This is a genomic window from Halobacillus sp. AWM4_238 (genome assembly GCF_056158265.1).
The window spans coordinates 571,631-589,014 of record NZ_JBSWSY010000002.1 but is presented as its reverse complement, the minus strand read 5'-3'; the positions used below and the strand labels follow the sequence as shown (position 1 = coordinate 589,014).

Sequence of the window (17,384 nt, the reverse complement as noted above, 5' to 3'; positions counted from 1 at the left end):
TTTACTTTATAAACATTTGTTCATTCAGTTCATATAAGAAGGCAGTGTCTGCATTAAATCGTAGAAATATTTAGGGTCACCCGTATTGAAGTAGCTATACCACGCCTCAAGGGTCTCCTCAGAGAACACATCTAACTTAGCTAGTATAATTTGAGCGAATGGAAGCGCACCTGCAGAACTAGCTGTTATCAAGTTCTGGTCCGAAATAGCTTTAACATCTCTATAATAGGATTCTCCTTTATAACTCGGGCTTACCATCTTGAGATAATCAAGACTGTTGCTAGTATGTACACGTTTATTAAATAAACCAGCTTCGGCGAGTACAGTTGTAGCACCGCAAATTGCAGCAACAATTGCTCCACATTCTAACAGTTCAGTTGCCTTTTCTATAATCGGTTTATGTTTTGAGTCATTCCACGTATCTGCCCCTGGCAGCAACAAAACTGACGTTGGAGAAGAAACGATTTTGTCAGTGGTTATCTCTGGTATAACTCTCATCCCTCCCTTGGTTACAATTGAATCCCTGTCAGCCCCAACGATCTTAACAGAAACATTATCGCTATTTTTCTTAAAGTATTGACCTGAATTTAATTCTGACGTCACATATCCAAGCTCCCAGTCTGCTAATGTGTCCAGTGCATAAATGTAAACATTAATCATATTACCCCTCCAAAAAAATTACTCTTATTGCACTAACCTGCTCCGTGTGTTGAAATGCTAGTCTTACCTTTTTAGTGCTATAAGAAAATAGGGTAACGCATTTTTGAGCAATTGCCCCCGTTACTTGAATAAGAAAATCCAGCAATTAAGGTCCAACAGCAGTCAAGAAATACATACCTATAAGGATAATTATAAGTGCCAATATTCCTAATAGAAACTGTTTCAATGGAATACCTCCTAATATAATAAATTCCTTTGCCAAGTTGTACTATGTTCAACCCTTCTGCTCCCAGCACAATAAACGATAACCATTGTGCAGCTATGGCCCCCGTTAGTTTAAGACTCAGTTTCAAGATATTTTTAGAAAGAGGTTTTTATTCATTGATCAAAACACACCGGAACCGTTCAACTCCAGGATACTTTTCTCCTAAACTTGTTATTTCAAAACCATAATTCCTATAGAAGTTCACAGCATCACTATCAGTTTCAGCCAAAACCGTTTCGAACGCATATTTTTCTAGAATGAAGTTAATCATTTTAGTTCCTACATTATTGTTTCTGTATTTTGGCGATACTGCAATATGCTTTATCTCGCATTGCCTTGGCCTAAATAATTCAATTCCGATACATCCCACATTCTCACCTGCAAGGTAATAGCTATAAAGTTTTCTGGTTGGCAAGTTCATATACGAATTATATTCTTGGTTAATATTTTTTTCTGAGGTGGCAAATGAAAAGAGGTTCCATATATCAGGGTGTATTTCCATTGATTTTACTTCTTCCACCAAAACACTCCCTACTGAAATAAACTGATTTAAATATAGAAACGATCAGCCGTATTGGATAAACGCCCCCATTATCGTAAGACTCGGTTTCGAGATACCTCTTACTTTTCTTTTACTTTAACAGCCGTTAGTGTAGATGTTCATCAAACACATGCTTTATGTCCCGAAATTACCTGAAAAAATCATTAAAACAATATACATCACTATGCACACAAAAAATACCATAGCAATAGAAGAGATAATTAAAGCAATTATTTTTAAAAAACCTTTCTCGCTTTTCAGTGCAGTAATAAAAGAGCCCAGTAAAAGAGAACCCAATAATAAAAGTGACAAAGGTCCAAGTACCAGATTCAATATCCATACATAAACCAAAAATACAACCATTGAAGCGACTATTAATAGTAAAGAGACTAGAGCTAAATTTTTTTTCAACAAACACCACTCCTTGCTATTATTTATTATGAGGGTACAATAAACAACAATCTATTTTTCTTGTTCTATTCTGTTCTTCCGTTAGAACAAGAAACGATGTCCACTATCACCTACCACCGCTTCGTTTAACTCTACTACATATACGATAAATGACTGCAATAGTTTCAGTAACGTGTATTATCTCGAAACTGAGTATTCAACTAACCTGCCCAAAACAACATGAAGGGGGCAATTCTTCTGTTAAAGAATTGCCCCCGATACGTGAAGATTTGAAATCAAGATAATGAACAAAGAATACATAGAAACGAACAATTAATTATTATAAGTAGAACTTGAATATGGTGTTCCATCACTATAGTTTGTGATAACCATATATGAAATTCGATCACCTGTTTTGTTGTAGACTTGAAGTTGATTTACAATTTTTCCATCAAATTCTAACGCTTCTTGTAAATCATCTTTAGTAAAGCTGGTATTAATGGCAATAGCTTTTTGGTCATGATCAAAATATACATTTTTTAGTTGGGCATAATTTGAAAATTCGTCCTGTATGTAGCTAATGATATTCTCCACTTCTTCTGTATTTTTCATAGGGAAACCACTTTCAAAATTATTTTGAGCTTGATTACCCTCACCTTTGATAAGAGTGTAATGTACAAAAAAAGCGCAAATTACGAGACTAAATAAAAGAACTCCTATCCAAATTTTTCTCAATATGGACACCCCCCTCTGTTGCTAAGGTATGCCCACTCCAACTGAAATTTCACAATTATATTTATTTAACAAACCTGAGTGTTCCAAACCTCAGAATTGCCCCCTTTAGTTGAAGACTTGATTTCGAGATATTTCTTGAGGAGTACTCTCATTTAGCTCCTGTAAGTAAAAACTAAACCTTATACAATCTATGAAGGCGAATACTGGTAGAACTTTTTATCGACTTGTAATAATGGGAAGTTCTCAGGTAATTCTTTAAGATCTATACTTTTAAAACCATTCTTTTCGTAAAATCTATGTGCTGCTGCAAATTGCGGTGTGGTTCCGAGATACACTGCTTTTATTGAATTTTCTTTAACCCAGTGTATTGCATTGTCTAATAAAAGACCTGCCGTTTTAAACTTTGCACCTCTGAATTCTTGATCTACAAACATTTTCCTTAATGCAACTTGGTTATTTCCAATATCTAAAAGACTGATTGTACCAACGACTTTATGGTTATAAACAGCAATCCAAAAGTTGCCCTTCCCTTTCTGGTAAAAATCTTCTATGGTATTCAAGTCCGGTTGATCTTCCTTAGTTATAGGTATGTTATATTCTTTTTGCTGAATAGAAAGAATTAAATCTACGACGTCTGTTTGATACTCATTAGAATACTGTTTCACAATGGGACTATTACTCATAAATACACACCGCCTTCAAATTCTAAACAAAATTACTACTTTAGGTAACTCCTGTATTTCAATAATGATGTTCTCTTAGCGAAAAAGGGATCGCCTTTATTGGATAATCGCCCCCGTTAGTTTAAGACTCGATTTCAAGATATTCCAGCCATTTACTACCGTATATAATTAAAAACCTTAATATCTACTTCATCTATGTAACCAATTTCTCTCTCTAAGTCCCACAACTGTATTGCAGCTGACTCACTATTTTTCTGAAATGGTTGTAGTTTCTCAAGGGTATTAAAATAAATGGGATTATATTTAATTTCTCCAGTGGTGATATTCATTACTTTTAACAAACCTCTAAAATATAACTTCGCAACGGTTTGGCCAGTTTCTTCATAAAGCTCTCTAATTGCACATTCCATTGCTGATTCATTCTCTTCCCTCTGACCAGCTGGCAATTCCCACTGATTTCTCAAAGTGTTATAACATAAAAGGAATCTTTCATTACACTTTATCACTGCATAAGAACCAGCTAATTTTTGATAATCGTGAATTTCAGCTTCGTTGACTAAAAGGAAATCAATAAATTTAAAGCCATTACTTTTGAAGGCGTTCAATTACATCCCCCCTATAATTGAATTTGCTTATTCTGTTTTGAATCAACGTTAGTTATACTTTTCACTCTAGAAAGTTAGAGCTCGTAATAACCACTGTTCAAGTATCGGCCCCGTTTCTTTAAGACTCGAAATCTAGATAAACTTATGTAAGGAACCATTCTTTCTCTAATCCCAATATGTAGATTCATGCTTAATTTTTGGATCTTTGAACAAGTATTTGATACTTTCCAATAGCACTTCAGGGAATTCAACTTGAGCATAGTCCTTTACGAATCGAACACCTTTAATTTTACCCATCTCATTCAAGGTAGGTATTCCACTTACAGAAGTAGCTATAAAAAAGTGGCCGGTCCACTTTATTCCAGAAAAATCGTATGTTCCTTGGTGTATTTCACAAAGTTGGTTAACTCGAATGCCTACCTCTTCTTTAACTTCCCTTTTGGCACATTGTATAGGTGTTTCACCTTCTTCTCTTTTCCCACCAGGGAGATTCCATAAGTTATATCTGTCTTGAACTACTAAGAAATCTCCATCACTATCTTTGATTAATGTCCTTGAAAAAGACTTGTCCATGAAAGCTCCCCCTGTTAAACTTCTTCACTTATAAGTATCAGCTACTATGTTGCTAAATTCTTTTAGATAGTAAAGATAGTCCTCATTTCCATAGTTGTATCTCTTGTTGTACATTTTTGCGACTACAACATTGTATTTTGGAATGACTAACAAAGTTGGCCCTGTAATTCCTAAGATTTGAAAAGATCCACTTGGTACTCGCTCACCTAATTCACTAGATTCTCTAGGAATGTCCTGCACAAACCAAAACATACCATTGCGTGGATACTCCTTTGCTAGGTGATCTGGTGTATGTATGCTAATCGCTAGTTCAATTACCTCCTTAGGGACAATTTGCTTGCCGTTTATCTCCCCTTTATTTAAGAAGAGGTTCCCCCAAAGAGCAAATTCACGAGCAGAAACAAACAGGTTGGATTCCATTCCATCTTCAGTAGATCCTGTAGTATCTTCTCCACTCTTATTAGGATCAATTATTACTTTTACTAATTCATCACTGTCTTTAGATTCCCACCATGTTTCCCTCATCCCCATTGGCAAGAACACTTTTTGATACAGAAGTTCCGGAAAGGATAGACCGTATATTTTATGAATTAGTTGAGTTATCAGTTTGATATTGATTCCTCTGTAGGCCCACTTTTCTCCAGGGTTAAACTCTCTGATTATCTCTCCTTCTGAATTTTCGTCCAAACCATGTGTATGAGTAACCAAATGGCGAATTGTGGTGTCTCTAAGTATGTATGGGTCTAGGTCTTTAAAATACTCACTAGCATAATCATCAAGGCTATGTATTTTCCCTTCATATAAAGCAAAGGCGATGCACAACCCTAAATAACTCTTTCTTGCAGAAGCTACATTGAATCTAGATTTATCATTTACAGGTAGTGAGCTTTCCTTATTTGAATGAGATCCACTATAGTGTTCTAAAACAATCTCATTGTCTTTAATTACAGTTAGTGCAGCAGCTGAACTTTTATTTTTCTCTTTTATGTCTTTTACCCAAGACAGCATATTATCGTAATTTGAAATCATTTTAAGCCACTCCCTAAATCATTCCTTACAACTAATTATCACACACATTCCAGAATTGTTTTTTATTGCATAAAGTTAACTGATCCTTATTTTGGATAAGCCCCCGTTTATGTAAGACTCAGATTCGAGATATTTCTTACTGTTTTTTTACTTTAGCACCCTATACATGAAGACTCGAGTTCAAGGTATGTTGGAGAAGATATAGACTTCGCCCGTTTAGCTTTGCATGTATAAGCTATGTCTCTTCCCTTGAATTATTAAATATATAATTGTACTTACGAGCATTAGACAATATGTTGTATTTTGAGCAATCCCAACCATGTTGTTCCAGTTACTTCCCCCATTTATGATTATCTGCACCACTAACCCTATAGTTAGAATTAAGATGGTATAATGGTTCTTTTTCAATAAAAATCCTGCAATTCCACCTAACAATCCCCCAACAGCAGAAACTATGTACCACACCAAATACATGAGTGCTCTTTCTTCAAGTGAACTAGTTACTGTGTTGCTTCCATAGAACTTACTAATTACAAAGTAAAACGTTATAGCTGCTAGCGTATAGATTACTCCTACAATTACTGATCCTTTCAATTCCCTTGCAAATAAAAAACCAGCCACCATCGCTAGTGAAAACCACACTGGCAAAGAATTGATCATGACTGCTAAATAGGATACGACAAATTCAATCATCGTTATCTTTTCACCAAAGTATGGTAAATTATCTGATATAACTGAAAATATACCAACGAGCAATCCTATAGTACACGAAAAAATGGTAAAGCTTCTCCACCGAATCATGTGCTTTTTGTTCTCTTTCAATAAAACCATCCTTCCCCAGTTACTTATAAAAAGCCTTGTTATCATCAAGACGCATTTAGGAAGGTATTAGTTTCTTAATATTGATAAAATATGTATTAGTGGCTGACACAAATTAAGAATATCCTTCAATAAAAGGTGCACCATTAGGTTCAGGATTTGCCCCCGTTAACGTAAGACTTGATATCAAGATATTCTTGAAACGTTATATAACTCTAATTACCCTATTTGCACTGATCGATATTACTTTTAAGTACAACTGGACCTAACTTTTTGGTTTTGGTATTTGAGAGTCTCACTTGTACCTCTACGTTTTTCATATCCGCTGTAATTAAATCAAATCTTCCTGCCCATGTTGGACTAATTTCTTCAGGAGTGGGAAATAGTCTAAACCTCCAACTTATTTCGTCGGGAATATAGGCAAATCCTTCGTAGCTATCAAAATCCCCATAATTTAAGGGTTCTGGAAGATACACAGCAAGAATGCTGATATTAGTGCGAGCAAAACTTGGCGGGAATAGCTGGACTTTATATAATAATGCCGTTCCCTTTGCATTTATTAAATTTTGATCAACAGGTTCTAAAACCATACTGCAGGGCATAGAAACTGCATTTACTTGACTTGGAGAAATAACAAGTAAAAAAATAATCATTGGAACCAAAATAAATCGTTTCATAAAACACCTCAACCAATTTGTTTTGGCTAGTATCCCCTATTTTAAAGTCATTAATTATTTTGTTTACCCACTTTAACTGTTTATTTCATAAATAAAGAAAGAGCGATCACTCATATTAAGTAATCGCCCCCGTTAGTTGAAATCTTGCAATTGAGATAATATCGTCTAAGTGATTCTATCTTTTGTGCATCATTGAGCAGACGGAGAACCGTCCGCTGTTATTGCGAATTAATAAAAGAAAGAAGTTTTGACAAAGGTATGAGAAGCTTCAGTAATTAATAGAGTTGTTTGAAGTCCCCGAACTCCAGCCCCTCTGCTTTTGGTAAAGGCGGAAATTCTTTTGGCTCCACTCCAGGAGGAATAGGTTCCACACTTCTAGTTTGTTTAAATAGTTTAGAGAAGTTTTCACGCGTCATTACCTTGATGTCTTCGTTAAAGAACAAATAAACTGTTCTTTCATCTCTTGATAAGTAAACTTCAATATTTTTAAATCCTCTGAACTTCATTGTACCAATTTTGTTGTGCTTTTTAGGATGAGTGTCCATATCTTGTGACGAGTTTATCCCTTTAACAATCTCTAACACCCTGTCTTGATTTGTAACTTTAATCGGCTGTTTAGAACCCTGAGTTGTTATGCGGATTTCGGTATCAAACTCTTCTATCCAAACTTTTTCTCCAACATATTCATCGGATTCTATTAAGTATTGGGCAGTGTCGATTGGAACAGCAGAACTTGACTGCGAGGTAAATACGAACAAAAAGAGAAAAAGAACCCCAACCTTCATTTTCACATTAATATCCTCCTCTTTTATATCCTCTTCTAGAGAATAATGATGTTCCCCTTATATTATGAGACGAAAATAATACAAAAAGGTTTCGGATTATCAAAGTACAGATAATAACGCTCGCACAGTGGAGTTATCTTGAAACTGAGTCTTCCAATAACCTGCCCAAAACATTAAGTAGGGGGCAATTCTTCTGTTAAAGAATTGCCCCCGTTTCTATAAGACTTGATTTCGAGATATATCTATTGAAATTCCTAACTGTCGTACCGATACTTTTCATTATTGAAATTAGTAATTTCCTGATATTGTACCGAAGTGTGTTTCGTTACCGTTTTTAAAAAGTTTGACCGTCTCATAATCTGTATCTAAATTTACTTCATAAAAAAGCTCGTGTTCCAATGATGAATTGGAAGAATCAAATGTATTTTCACTTTTATATAGTAAATTTAATGTTTCATCAACTCCTTCAACATCAAATCCAGTAAAGTATATAGCTTCTTCACCTTGAACAACATTGGACTCATTCAAATATACAAATATAGATGCATTCTGGTTATCAATGTATAGATGAACCCCATTTTCTTCTTTAACACTTTCGATGAAATGGTGAATATCTTTGTTAAGGTTTTTTTTACCAACTTCATTATAAGATATTCCTGGCTTTGTATTACATCCTGAAAAAAAAACTAATCCAATAATTAAGTAAAGCAATTTTTTAATTTTAGCCCCTCCTATTTATCCTCCAAAAGACCATCCAAACAAAAAGAACACTGTAAAACCAGCATAAACCATACTGATGATTGAAGTAGAAATCGAAATAACTTTTTTCTTGCCCCTTTCTTTATTAAGGCCCTTCACTCCAATGAATATCCCCAATAAAGCTGTAAGGCACCCACGTTCTTTACATGTAATCCTTCTTGTCCGGCTATCTTTAATAAAGTAGATCTAAAAAGGGGCTGTTATTCAATTATCGCCCCCGTTTCAGGAAGACTCGAAATCGAGACATTTTCTATATATATATCAATGTGTCATGACCTTTTTACATTTACAGGTAGGGAGAATCACTCATGTTTCTATAATACCCTTTAATCTTTGAATGTTTATATCCATGCCATTGACCCATTCTTTAAAATCCACCTCTATATTCTGACTGCTTTGTGCTATGGTAGTTAAAATCTTTGAGTTTCTATATGAATACGAAAATGAGTGAAGAGTCCCAAAAAGGTTGTCATAGTCAGTAAAAAATAATGGGGATTCTTTATTTTTAAAGTTATTGAAAGCCTCTAACTGAGTGAGATTATTACTTTTGAGATTATGTAAATAGTTATTTCTCTTCAAAGATCCCTCGATTGAATCTCGGTTTTTATTTTTTAGATAATCATCTTGAAAATGATTAACACAGGTTAAAGAACCCTCACGTCTTACAACAACTTTATCTGGGCTAGCTTCAACAACAGCCATATTTCCTCGACTATCTCCTAACGAGAAATTATAGCATGCAGAATGAGGAATCTCTTTTAACATAGATATAGCTTCATCAACTGTGGTGCACATATCTAACGCCATTCGAATAGCAGCCCATGGGGATATTCCTTTGGTGTAACCATCATTACTTACAAAGTGCAATCCCATTACCAAGCCTTTTTCGTTAACTCCATCATGCCTTCCTAAAATCTGTAGATTATACCCTGCTGAAGCTAGAGAGTTTTTAGGTTGTACCAAACTAAAAACTCCATCATATAAAGAGGGGGAGAAATCATAATTTCTAACATAATAATCTTTTGTAAGAAGAGCTGAGCACCCCATAGCTTCTGTTTTGGGCACATCATAACCACTAAACAAAGCTGCAGCTTTGTTAGAAGATAGATTCAAACTTTGTGCTAGACCATCCAACTCTTCAAGTAAATGTGGAGCAAATGAAGAGTATATGGACTTCATGTTGTCATAATCAATCTCAGGTTTAGTTATCGCTTCTAAAGTTTTTATTATTGGTTGGTTTTTAATTTCCATTCCTGTCTTAATACCAATATCAAAAGAACTATCTCTAATCTGAAGTACATTCACAAAAAAATCCGGCATAATAGACCTCCTCTGTATTAAGATCAATAATAATTATTCTTAGCATTAAAATCCTGTCATTTTATGCTTAATATTGACGGAGATAATTTGGAGTTGTGATTAATTAACAAGAAGTGATCATTGTATTAAACAATCGCCCCCTTTTCGTGAAGACTCGATTCCGAGATACTTTGGATTGTTTTAGAAAATAACCCGAATTAGGATTTAGAATCGAAGTAACTCTTTTTTATAATTTTTCTGAATGGTCTGTACCTATATTGAAAAATAATCCATAATATAGGAGGTGATTTCTATAACGATTGATCTGGATAATCTTGATATATGGAATGGCGGGAATTTACAATGATGGCTTATATTCATAAACGGAAGAATAATAGAAGACACAAAACATTCTATAACTATGTTGAATATCATAAAGATATGGTCTATCAGATTTGTTTTAGTATATTAGGGTGTCCTTTGGTTGCTGAAGAAATTTCTATTTCAGTTTTTAATCAAGCTTATATTGATCTATGCTATGAAGAATCTCCTAGTATTCAAAAAGATTGGCTACATAATGAGATTATATATCAGGTTTTTGATTATTTCGAACAAGAAAAAATGAGCAAAAAACATCCTGTTGATATTAATGAACGTAATAATACCACCTTATCAAACGAAAAGCTGTCAAAAAATGAAGAAACGTTACGCAACACTTTATTATCACTGCCACTTACTGATCGGATATTTATTGTGTTGCGAAACACTTGCAGCTTATCTGCTAAAGAAGTCAATAAAATTATGAACAAAGCGGCTTGCTAACATTTTTTAATGGCTCCAACAAGAAGTTGAGAAAAACTAATCAAGCAGTCAACATCTGCATAAGGTTAGGAAATGATTAGCTTTGCTTATACTTTCTAGAAAGCTATATAGAAAAATACTAATGCCCCTGATTCTATAAGACTTAACTTCGAGGTAATTGAAGTATATTTTCAACAAACGCTACTACCAAGGTAAATCGCTTTTGCTATTCTTTAAAAAAAACGTTCCACTAAACTGCATGCAACCCTCTTTAATACAAGTGGATAATTCACCAACCGGCTTTGGAGGCCTTGTTATTCTTCTTCGTTCGAGGAACAATATAGCTTCATCAGTTAGCGGTTGGTAGGGAAAGTTAAGTGAAAAATATAAATCATTTATCTACTATTCTTAGATATGTGGTTTTATTTGTTCAGATAACAGTATTCTGTTGGTGTACTTCATCAACTGAAGTGATTGAAATATCAACCTTATTCTCACCAAGAATTCTCGCTGAACTAATCATATCGCGGATTACCTTAGTAGCTTCTTCTAAATCTACATTGTTTTTTTGAAAACATAAAATATTCTTCCAATTATCCGATTGCTCAGGGTTTACTTTAGCTTTATTATGAGTTTGTTTTGGTAGTTGTTTCAACGTAGTATCTTCACTTTTCGTTTTGCTTTTCGTTTTGCTTTTCATCTTCCTAGCTTTATAAATGATTGTGGAATATGGACAGCCAGTAAGTCTTTGAATCTCAGTGTATTTTAGTGAGGTTTCTTTTAATAGCCTATTCACTTCTTCAGTTTCATAATTATAAGCTTTCCTTCGATCCATCATGTGTCACGCTCTCCTTTACCTTTTAAATATATCAAGTATTATTTCAATAATAGACTCAAGTAACTATAGACCCCTCTGTCGTTAATTTTCTCTGAAGATTTTATAATAAAAGAACACAGATAGTGCATTAAAGGGGCAGCCAAATAAATAAAAGTTATTCCAGATATAATTTCTTGAATAGTGTACAGATGAGAATAAAATAAAAAATATGACATCCAAGAAATCAAGGCTATAGACGTTATCAAATAAATGAAATACTTCGTCTCTTTTTCTATAATCCATTACATCTCTCAAAGTGGAGCGCCTTTTAAATATAGTTAAACCGATATAACTTATGTACGAGACAAAAAGATTTTAGTTTCAAAATTGGCTGCAATATCGAAGCTTAGTCTTCAACAACCCTAACTAAACATTCATAAGGGGGCAATTCCATTATTTTAGAATTGCCCCCTTTAGTACAATTATGTTATTTCTTATATTCTGTTAGTGTCATCTTCTAGTCCTTGCTGTTCTTTTAAATCTTTTCTTAGTTTCTCTACTTTCTTGAACTTCCTTAAAGTCAGCAATGAGAAAACACTAACAACAATATACTTCATCATTATTTCGTCTTTATTTTGCTCAATAATCTTTTCCAACAAAATCTTCCTTTCTTATTTCAAGATTATATTCTAAAGAAATACGCCACGTTTTATGGTAATTTAACACCTATCAGACTTTATGGTGTTCCACCAGTTATGTAATTAATAAAATACCCAGCAAACATTAAGATGAAAAAACTAAAAAGCATAGCAACATTAGATACTATGAGCCAAGCATTTTTAATCAAGCTCGCAAACACAATGCCAACTGGAGCTATAATAAAAGTTAGCATCCATAAAGGACTAGAGATTTGAAATACTAAATTAGGGATCCAAACAGATATACATACTACCACAGTTGATATAGCCAGAGTTCTAAAAAGTTTTTCCTTATTCATAAAGCCCCCACCTCCTTCGGTCCCAATATTAATATAAGTCTCCTCCCGAAACTAAAACGTGCTATTACAAATCCAACTATTAAAGATAGCCCCCGTTTCTTTAAGACTCGATATCGAGATGTTTATTAATTATCACTATCCTCAGTGAAACTATCGCCATTAGAAAAATTGTCATGATAAGTATCAAACGTATTATAGTACTTAGCGTCAGGGTTGCCTAATACTTCTCCTTTTCTTTTATCATATGTTCTTATTAAATGTAATACTGAGTAACCAATCCCTCCAGCTAAAGCTAAATAAATTAAATAGTCGGCCTCATAAAACAAGTATGTACAAACTGAAGCCATTGCAATTATAAGTAATAACACTTCAACTACTTTAATCTCTCTTCCTCCTCAATATTCCAAAACAAAAATCTTACAACTTAGCAGAACTCATCTATGTATTATAAAAAGAACAAATACCTTCTATGCGATAATTGACTAAAGATTAAAAGAGAAAGACATATACTTGATAGAAACGGTACAAAGCACCGACGAAAGTACCCCCACGCACCCTAGCAAAAGGTATCTAACTTTATATAGCCATTCGTATTTGTATTCCTGCGGATCCTCCAATTTTTGATGCTCTTTTTTCACAGTGAGTAATAAGAACAATACAAGTGGCACAACAATAAATACAATTATCACAAGAAAGAAAACCTGATTGTAATACATCATGTATGCTTCCGACAGAACTGTTTTTAATACTTCACCTAAGGCCACAAATAGCAAAATTACAAGCATTATATTAGATGTGAGGATCGAAGAAATTTCCCTGCCCATCTTAAGGTCTCTTAGGATCAAATATGGAATGAAAAATAGCAACCCAATCGCTGCTAAAGCGTAAAAATATGTAACACCATAAATAGAAACACCCCCTCTTCCTACCTCTACGTAATGACAGCATTATAAGTTCCAACTAAGAGTCCGACTTCTTAAGGTAATTATCCAGTACTTAGATAAAATTAAATTGTAGCAGTTTTGACAAGTAACTTTTAAAATATATTGATAGCTAACAACAGGAGATGTGGGCTAAGAATTAGAAGTACATGCATAGTAATTAATTTTCGATTTTCAGTACCTAATGCAATCGCTCCTCCAAACAAACCACAAAGAAAAGTAATAATCACAGTGACTATTTCTCCGTAATCCACAAATAAAAACCAATAATAAGACAGTAATCCAGCAACAAAAATAATCCCAGAAATTATGGAAGGCACACTTTGCTCCTCCTAACCTTATTCAACGTCACGCTTTGAGAATTCTGTAAGTATTTTAACTATATCATCATTAATCCAAATAATACCAGGGAAGAAGTGAGATACTCATTATATGTATTTATATTGATTTCGAATCTTCAACTAATATGCCCAAATCATTAAGAAGGAGGCAATTCTTCTGTTTCAGAATTGCCCCCTATAGCGTAAGACTCGAATTCAAGATAATTAACAGATTTCACTCCATCATTGGTGAACATCATATCCCTTACATTGTCTTTTTAATTCTAAATATGAAGGTAGAGTTTACTATCATAACAATGGAAAGGAGAATAAGTAATCCTTGTTGAAATGATGTTTTAGAAAGATTGATCAAAACGTCAATTATAAGAAGAATAGCACCTCCGAAAATAATTAGCCCCCATGTAATTTGACTAACTCTTCCCAATATAATTTGACCTCTTTCATCTTTCCCTTCAGTATTCATGAAAGTAGCCCAATGCAAAAAACTTAAAATTAGTGGGATAAACAGGATGTAAGTAATAATGGTTAACATGTTATTCCTCCTCATATGTAAATATATCTTCGACGTTCTTATCAAAAATACGTGCAATTTTAAACGCAAGAACCAAAGAGGGATTATACTTATTTGATTCTAAAGATGCTATTGTCTGACGGCTTACACCAATTAATTTAGCTAATTCACTTTGCGACAACCTCCTTTCTGCTCGCAATAAATAAACAGAATTTGATAAATTACCCGTTTTTTTCATTTTTTTCCTCCTCAAATTTAATGTAACATATTTTTGTCAAATTGAATATAATTTTTAACATATTGACAAGAATATTTTACAGAGCGATGGTTTGACTGTTTAATCTTAATACTTAGAGGAGAACTTCTATAATAGCTTTCACCATTATTAGGCATTATGAAAATTCAAGGTAGTAGCTCTTGAAAATCCCCTTATAAAAGAAGCCAAATCAATTTTTGTTTCTAAGAAAATTCCTTTTTATACTACTTGCAAAAAAAGAACCCCCATTAAAATGGAAGTTCTTTTTGTATTAGCTTATTCAACTAATGCCCCCTTTTCTGGAAGACTTGAAATCGAGATATAGATATAGCTTCTTTGATAGTAACCTAAGTTTGCTAAAATTACTTACTCGTTCACATCCGAAGTTTTACTATCAATCACTGGCATTTTAGTAATTACGATCGGTTTACTCAAATCAGCATTTGGAAATTGTTGGGGTTCACTTTTATCAAGCATTGATTGAACATTCTTAGCCTCTGGTGGTAATGGGTCATCAATAGATTCCATAATAATGATCTTCTGTTCATACGGTCTTTTCTTTAAAACTGAATTCTCTTTTTTATACCAAAAACCTGTCCCATCTTCTTGCGGAACAAACCCTTCTAAGTCTAATGAGTCCTCTACCATATTTTGTTCTTCTACTGTAATAACTGTTGTAAGATCTCTACCTTCAATACCTTTATTTTCACGCACTTCTTGTTCCTCTACGGTTACAACTTTATACTTATCTCCATCACTAACGTCAGTGTGTCCTTTTGCTAATACATCTGTAGAACCAATTGTTAGGGCAAAAACTCCTACAAAACCAAGAACCAAACCTGATTTCCTTTTCATAAAAACACTCCTCCGTTATTCAGCAAATTGTATCTTCTAGTAAATCTATTACCATATTTGGGAAATTAGAACTTTCTCAACATAACTGCACCATTAGAACAATAGTGATAGCCAATGTGCAGCTATCGCCCCCGTTTCTATAAGACTTGATTTCGAGATAAACCAAATGGGAAGAATTCTTATTAATTCCCTATCACGGAATTTGCAATAAAGAATTGAGCGGTACATTTTCCAAGTTGGTTAATCTTGATTTTCTATCTTATCTTTTACTTCCCTTTTAACGTCATTAGGTCAATAGTTCATAACACCTTACCCTTGTACCCATTTATTCAATAGTTTTGTTAGCATGAAAAAGCACCCCGTTATGGGATGCCATAATTTTAGTAAAGTTGTTTGCTTAAGGCTTCAATCTGCTCACATGTTTGTTGCATCTTTTCATTGACCCACGCAGGATACGTTTCTTCATCCCCGCTCTTAATTTTTGAAAGGGTTTCCAAGTAAACAATAAGATAATCAAGCTTTGATGATGGGTGCTGCATTCCATCACCTCCCTCCTATCGAACTAATTCGACAGAAAGCACATATTCCCTTCATAATAAAATACGCAAGGGTAAATTATCATATATGGATCCCCCTAAATCGAGTCAAACTTAGAGCAGTAAGGATGGAATGTTGGAAAAGAGTGTCCGAATGTGGCAACTTCAAGCATTTCAAAGGAATAGCCAACCTTCAGGTAATTCGGTAGATTCATCTAAGACTTGGTGAATTCTTTTTTGAATGTCATTTTAGACAGTTCTCTTATAATTAAAACTCGGTTTATTATGTTCTCACTAAGGGAATGCGCCTCCTATGTCCTAATTTTAGGAGAGCAAAAGATGTCATATGACGAAAAGCTACTTTTTCAAAGAGAAATAGCCATACTTGAGAGATTATACAGCGATTCACCTATTTCTGAATGTCAAAAAACAATGGTAAATAACCAAATTGAGTTATATAAAAGAGCATTAAAAGAGGTTAGTAAAACAAATTGATAGACAGAACTGTTTTAAAGTGAGGTTAACCTCACTTTTTTTGTTTTACAAATCGTTGAATAAACTCCCCCACTAATCTATTCTTAAACCACAACGAAGGATCTACCATTTTAACTTTGTAATGACCCAATTGAGGGATTTCCTGAATTATCATTTGTAAACATGTTGTTAGATATTGTACGTACAGTTTTCAATAAGGACCTGAAATTTTATGGAATTACAAGTGGAAACGACCAGCTACCCTTAGCGTTATTACATGAGCTTCAACAAAAAATCTCATTTCACCAAAAGTACATCAAATCATTGAAGATGATGGTGAAATTACAGTAACTGATCGAGACTAATAACGAATATCATAGGGTAAAGGGGGATTATACGATAGTCACCGTCCCTTATAACGTATTTCAATTTATTGTAATCTACCATTCTTTCTATAAATGGAAAGCCATTAGAGAACTTAATTATGCTTCATCGGTAAAAGTTGGATTAGAGTTAAAATTGAAGTTTCGGAAGCTGGTAACATTGGAAATATCATTACTGATCAACTACTCCGATATACGTATAGTCCTAATCACAACATTGGAGAGGCAGGTCCAGGGATCATGCTTGGAAGTTATAGTTGGGCACAAAACGCCAACTTTTGAAATAGTTTTCCTAATGATGAACGAATTCGAGAGGCTTTACAGGGTCTTTTTAGAATTTACGGTAATCAGGTCTATGAGTATTTTCTAAAGATACGTCTTATAGTTGGAGTCAAAACCAGTTCTCTGCGGAGTGTTTTACTCTGTTCGCACCAAACCAAGCATCTGACTTTTCAAATGCTCTTTATTCACCTAAAGGTAGAATACATTTTGCTGGGGAACACACATAACCTTTTCAAGGGTGGGTAGAATACGTGATTCAATAAGCAATTCGAACTACTTATGAGGTCAATAATAGAAATGGCTGAATCCTCTATTAATCATTTAGAAGAAAAATCCGTATCCGTCAAATTAATAATTTTCTTTTCTTCTA

Annotated in this window: 24 protein-coding genes; 3 read left to right on the top strand and 21 right to left on the bottom strand. The window is 34.0% G+C overall.

Annotated elements, in window-relative coordinates:
* Positions 1-24 precede the first annotated feature (24 nt).
* The 13 genes from ACXACN_RS03075 to ACXACN_RS03015 form a co-directional block, all read right to left on the bottom strand.
* On the bottom strand, positions 25-660 hold the full coding sequence (locus ACXACN_RS03075; RefSeq protein WP_474962229.1) for a DJ-1/PfpI family protein: 636 nt from the start codon (positions 658-660) through the stop codon (positions 25-27).
* A 374-nt stretch (positions 661-1,034) separates the two neighbouring features.
* The gene (locus tag ACXACN_RS03070; RefSeq protein WP_474962228.1) at positions 1,035-1,445 is read right to left on the bottom strand and encodes a GNAT family N-acetyltransferase; all 411 of its coding nucleotides are present in this window, start codon (positions 1,443-1,445) and stop codon (positions 1,035-1,037) included.
* Between the two features lie 156 nt (positions 1,446-1,601).
* The gene (locus tag ACXACN_RS03065) at positions 1,602-1,877 is read right to left on the bottom strand and encodes a hypothetical protein (protein WP_474962226.1); all 276 of its coding nucleotides are present in this window, start codon (positions 1,875-1,877) and stop codon (positions 1,602-1,604) included.
* A 312-nt stretch (positions 1,878-2,189) separates the two neighbouring features.
* On the bottom strand, positions 2,190-2,591 hold the full coding sequence (locus tag ACXACN_RS03060) for a hypothetical protein (RefSeq protein WP_474962224.1): 402 nt from the start codon (positions 2,589-2,591) through the stop codon (positions 2,190-2,192).
* Between the two features lie 188 nt (positions 2,592-2,779).
* Positions 2,780-3,274, bottom strand: coding sequence for a GNAT family N-acetyltransferase (locus ACXACN_RS03055; protein WP_474962222.1), 495 nt, complete (start codon positions 3,272-3,274; stop codon positions 2,780-2,782).
* Between the two features lie 155 nt (positions 3,275-3,429).
* Entirely contained in the window at positions 3,430-3,879 is a 450-nt protein-coding gene (locus tag ACXACN_RS03050) for an NUDIX domain-containing protein (RefSeq protein ID WP_474962220.1), read from the bottom strand.
* Between the two features lie 165 nt (positions 3,880-4,044).
* Positions 4,045-4,452, bottom strand: coding sequence for an NUDIX hydrolase (locus ACXACN_RS03045; protein WP_474962219.1), 408 nt, complete (start codon positions 4,450-4,452; stop codon positions 4,045-4,047).
* Positions 4,453-4,476: 24 nt separating this feature from the next.
* Entirely contained in the window at positions 4,477-5,478 is a 1,002-nt protein-coding gene (locus tag ACXACN_RS03040; RefSeq protein WP_474966783.1) for a serine hydrolase domain-containing protein, read from the bottom strand.
* Positions 5,479-5,697: 219 nt separating this feature from the next.
* Positions 5,698-6,303, bottom strand: coding sequence for a hypothetical protein (locus ACXACN_RS03035; RefSeq protein ID WP_474962217.1), 606 nt, complete (start codon positions 6,301-6,303; stop codon positions 5,698-5,700).
* A 221-nt stretch (positions 6,304-6,524) separates the two neighbouring features.
* Positions 6,525-6,977, bottom strand: coding sequence for a YoqH family protein (locus tag ACXACN_RS03030; protein ID WP_474962215.1), 453 nt, complete (start codon positions 6,975-6,977; stop codon positions 6,525-6,527).
* 275 nt (positions 6,978-7,252) lie between these two features.
* On the bottom strand, positions 7,253-7,768 hold the full coding sequence (locus ACXACN_RS03025; RefSeq protein WP_474962214.1) for a hypothetical protein: 516 nt from the start codon (positions 7,766-7,768) through the stop codon (positions 7,253-7,255).
* 282 nt (positions 7,769-8,050) lie between these two features.
* A complete protein-coding gene (locus ACXACN_RS03020) occupies positions 8,051-8,473 on the bottom strand; it encodes a hypothetical protein (RefSeq protein ID WP_474962212.1) in 423 nt (140 codons plus the stop codon).
* A 354-nt stretch (positions 8,474-8,827) separates the two neighbouring features.
* The gene (locus ACXACN_RS03015; protein WP_474962210.1) at positions 8,828-9,841 is read right to left on the bottom strand and encodes a C45 family autoproteolytic acyltransferase/hydolase; all 1,014 of its coding nucleotides are present in this window, start codon (positions 9,839-9,841) and stop codon (positions 8,828-8,830) included.
* Positions 9,842-10,186: 345 nt separating this feature from the next.
* On the opposite strand from ACXACN_RS03015, the gene ACXACN_RS03010 reads away from it, so the two are divergent.
* Positions 10,187-10,642 (top strand): hypothetical protein, encoded by a 456-nt coding sequence (locus ACXACN_RS03010; protein WP_474962209.1) that lies wholly within the window; start codon positions 10,187-10,189, stop codon positions 10,640-10,642.
* A 409-nt stretch (positions 10,643-11,051) separates the two neighbouring features.
* Here ACXACN_RS03010 and ACXACN_RS03005 read toward each other — a convergent pair whose 3' ends face one another.
* The 8 genes from ACXACN_RS03005 to ACXACN_RS02970 form a co-directional block, all read right to left on the bottom strand.
* The gene (locus ACXACN_RS03005; protein WP_474962208.1) at positions 11,052-11,459 is read right to left on the bottom strand and encodes a hypothetical protein; all 408 of its coding nucleotides are present in this window, start codon (positions 11,457-11,459) and stop codon (positions 11,052-11,054) included.
* A 473-nt stretch (positions 11,460-11,932) separates the two neighbouring features.
* Positions 11,933-12,094 carry a hypothetical protein gene (locus tag ACXACN_RS03000; RefSeq protein WP_474962206.1) on the bottom strand — a complete coding sequence of 54 codons (162 nt, stop codon included), beginning with the start codon at positions 12,092-12,094 and terminating at the stop codon, positions 11,933-11,935.
* Positions 12,095-12,174: 80 nt separating this feature from the next.
* A complete protein-coding gene (locus ACXACN_RS02995) occupies positions 12,175-12,435 on the bottom strand; it encodes a hypothetical protein (protein WP_474962204.1) in 261 nt (86 codons plus the stop codon).
* Positions 12,436-13,471: 1,036 nt separating this feature from the next.
* Positions 13,472-13,696 carry a hypothetical protein gene (locus ACXACN_RS02990; protein ID WP_474962202.1) on the bottom strand — a complete coding sequence of 75 codons (225 nt, stop codon included), beginning with the start codon at positions 13,694-13,696 and terminating at the stop codon, positions 13,472-13,474.
* Positions 13,697-13,961: 265 nt separating this feature from the next.
* Positions 13,962-14,249 (bottom strand): hypothetical protein, encoded by a 288-nt coding sequence (locus tag ACXACN_RS02985; RefSeq protein ID WP_474962201.1) that lies wholly within the window; start codon positions 14,247-14,249, stop codon positions 13,962-13,964.
* 1 nt (position 14,250) lies between these two features.
* Entirely contained in the window at positions 14,251-14,466 is a 216-nt protein-coding gene (locus tag ACXACN_RS02980) for a helix-turn-helix transcriptional regulator (RefSeq protein ID WP_474962200.1), read from the bottom strand.
* Positions 14,467-14,850: 384 nt separating this feature from the next.
* On the bottom strand, positions 14,851-15,339 hold the full coding sequence (locus tag ACXACN_RS02975; RefSeq protein WP_474962199.1) for a hypothetical protein: 489 nt from the start codon (positions 15,337-15,339) through the stop codon (positions 14,851-14,853).
* A gap of 380 nt (positions 15,340-15,719) precedes the next feature.
* The gene (locus tag ACXACN_RS02970) at positions 15,720-15,878 is read right to left on the bottom strand and encodes a hypothetical protein (protein WP_157130870.1); all 159 of its coding nucleotides are present in this window, start codon (positions 15,876-15,878) and stop codon (positions 15,720-15,722) included.
* A gap of 336 nt (positions 15,879-16,214) precedes the next feature.
* Here ACXACN_RS02970 and ACXACN_RS02965 point away from each other — a divergent pair, with 336 nt between their 5' ends.
* Together ACXACN_RS02965 and ACXACN_RS02960 are read left to right on the top strand one after the other, a co-directional pair.
* On the top strand, positions 16,215-16,370 hold the full coding sequence (locus ACXACN_RS02965; RefSeq protein WP_474962197.1) for a hypothetical protein: 156 nt from the start codon (positions 16,215-16,217) through the stop codon (positions 16,368-16,370).
* A gap of 330 nt (positions 16,371-16,700) precedes the next feature.
* On the top strand, positions 16,701-17,102 hold the full coding sequence (locus ACXACN_RS02960) for an FAD-dependent oxidoreductase (RefSeq protein WP_474966782.1): 402 nt from the start codon (positions 16,701-16,703) through the stop codon (positions 17,100-17,102).
* Positions 17,103-17,384 lie beyond the last annotated feature (282 nt).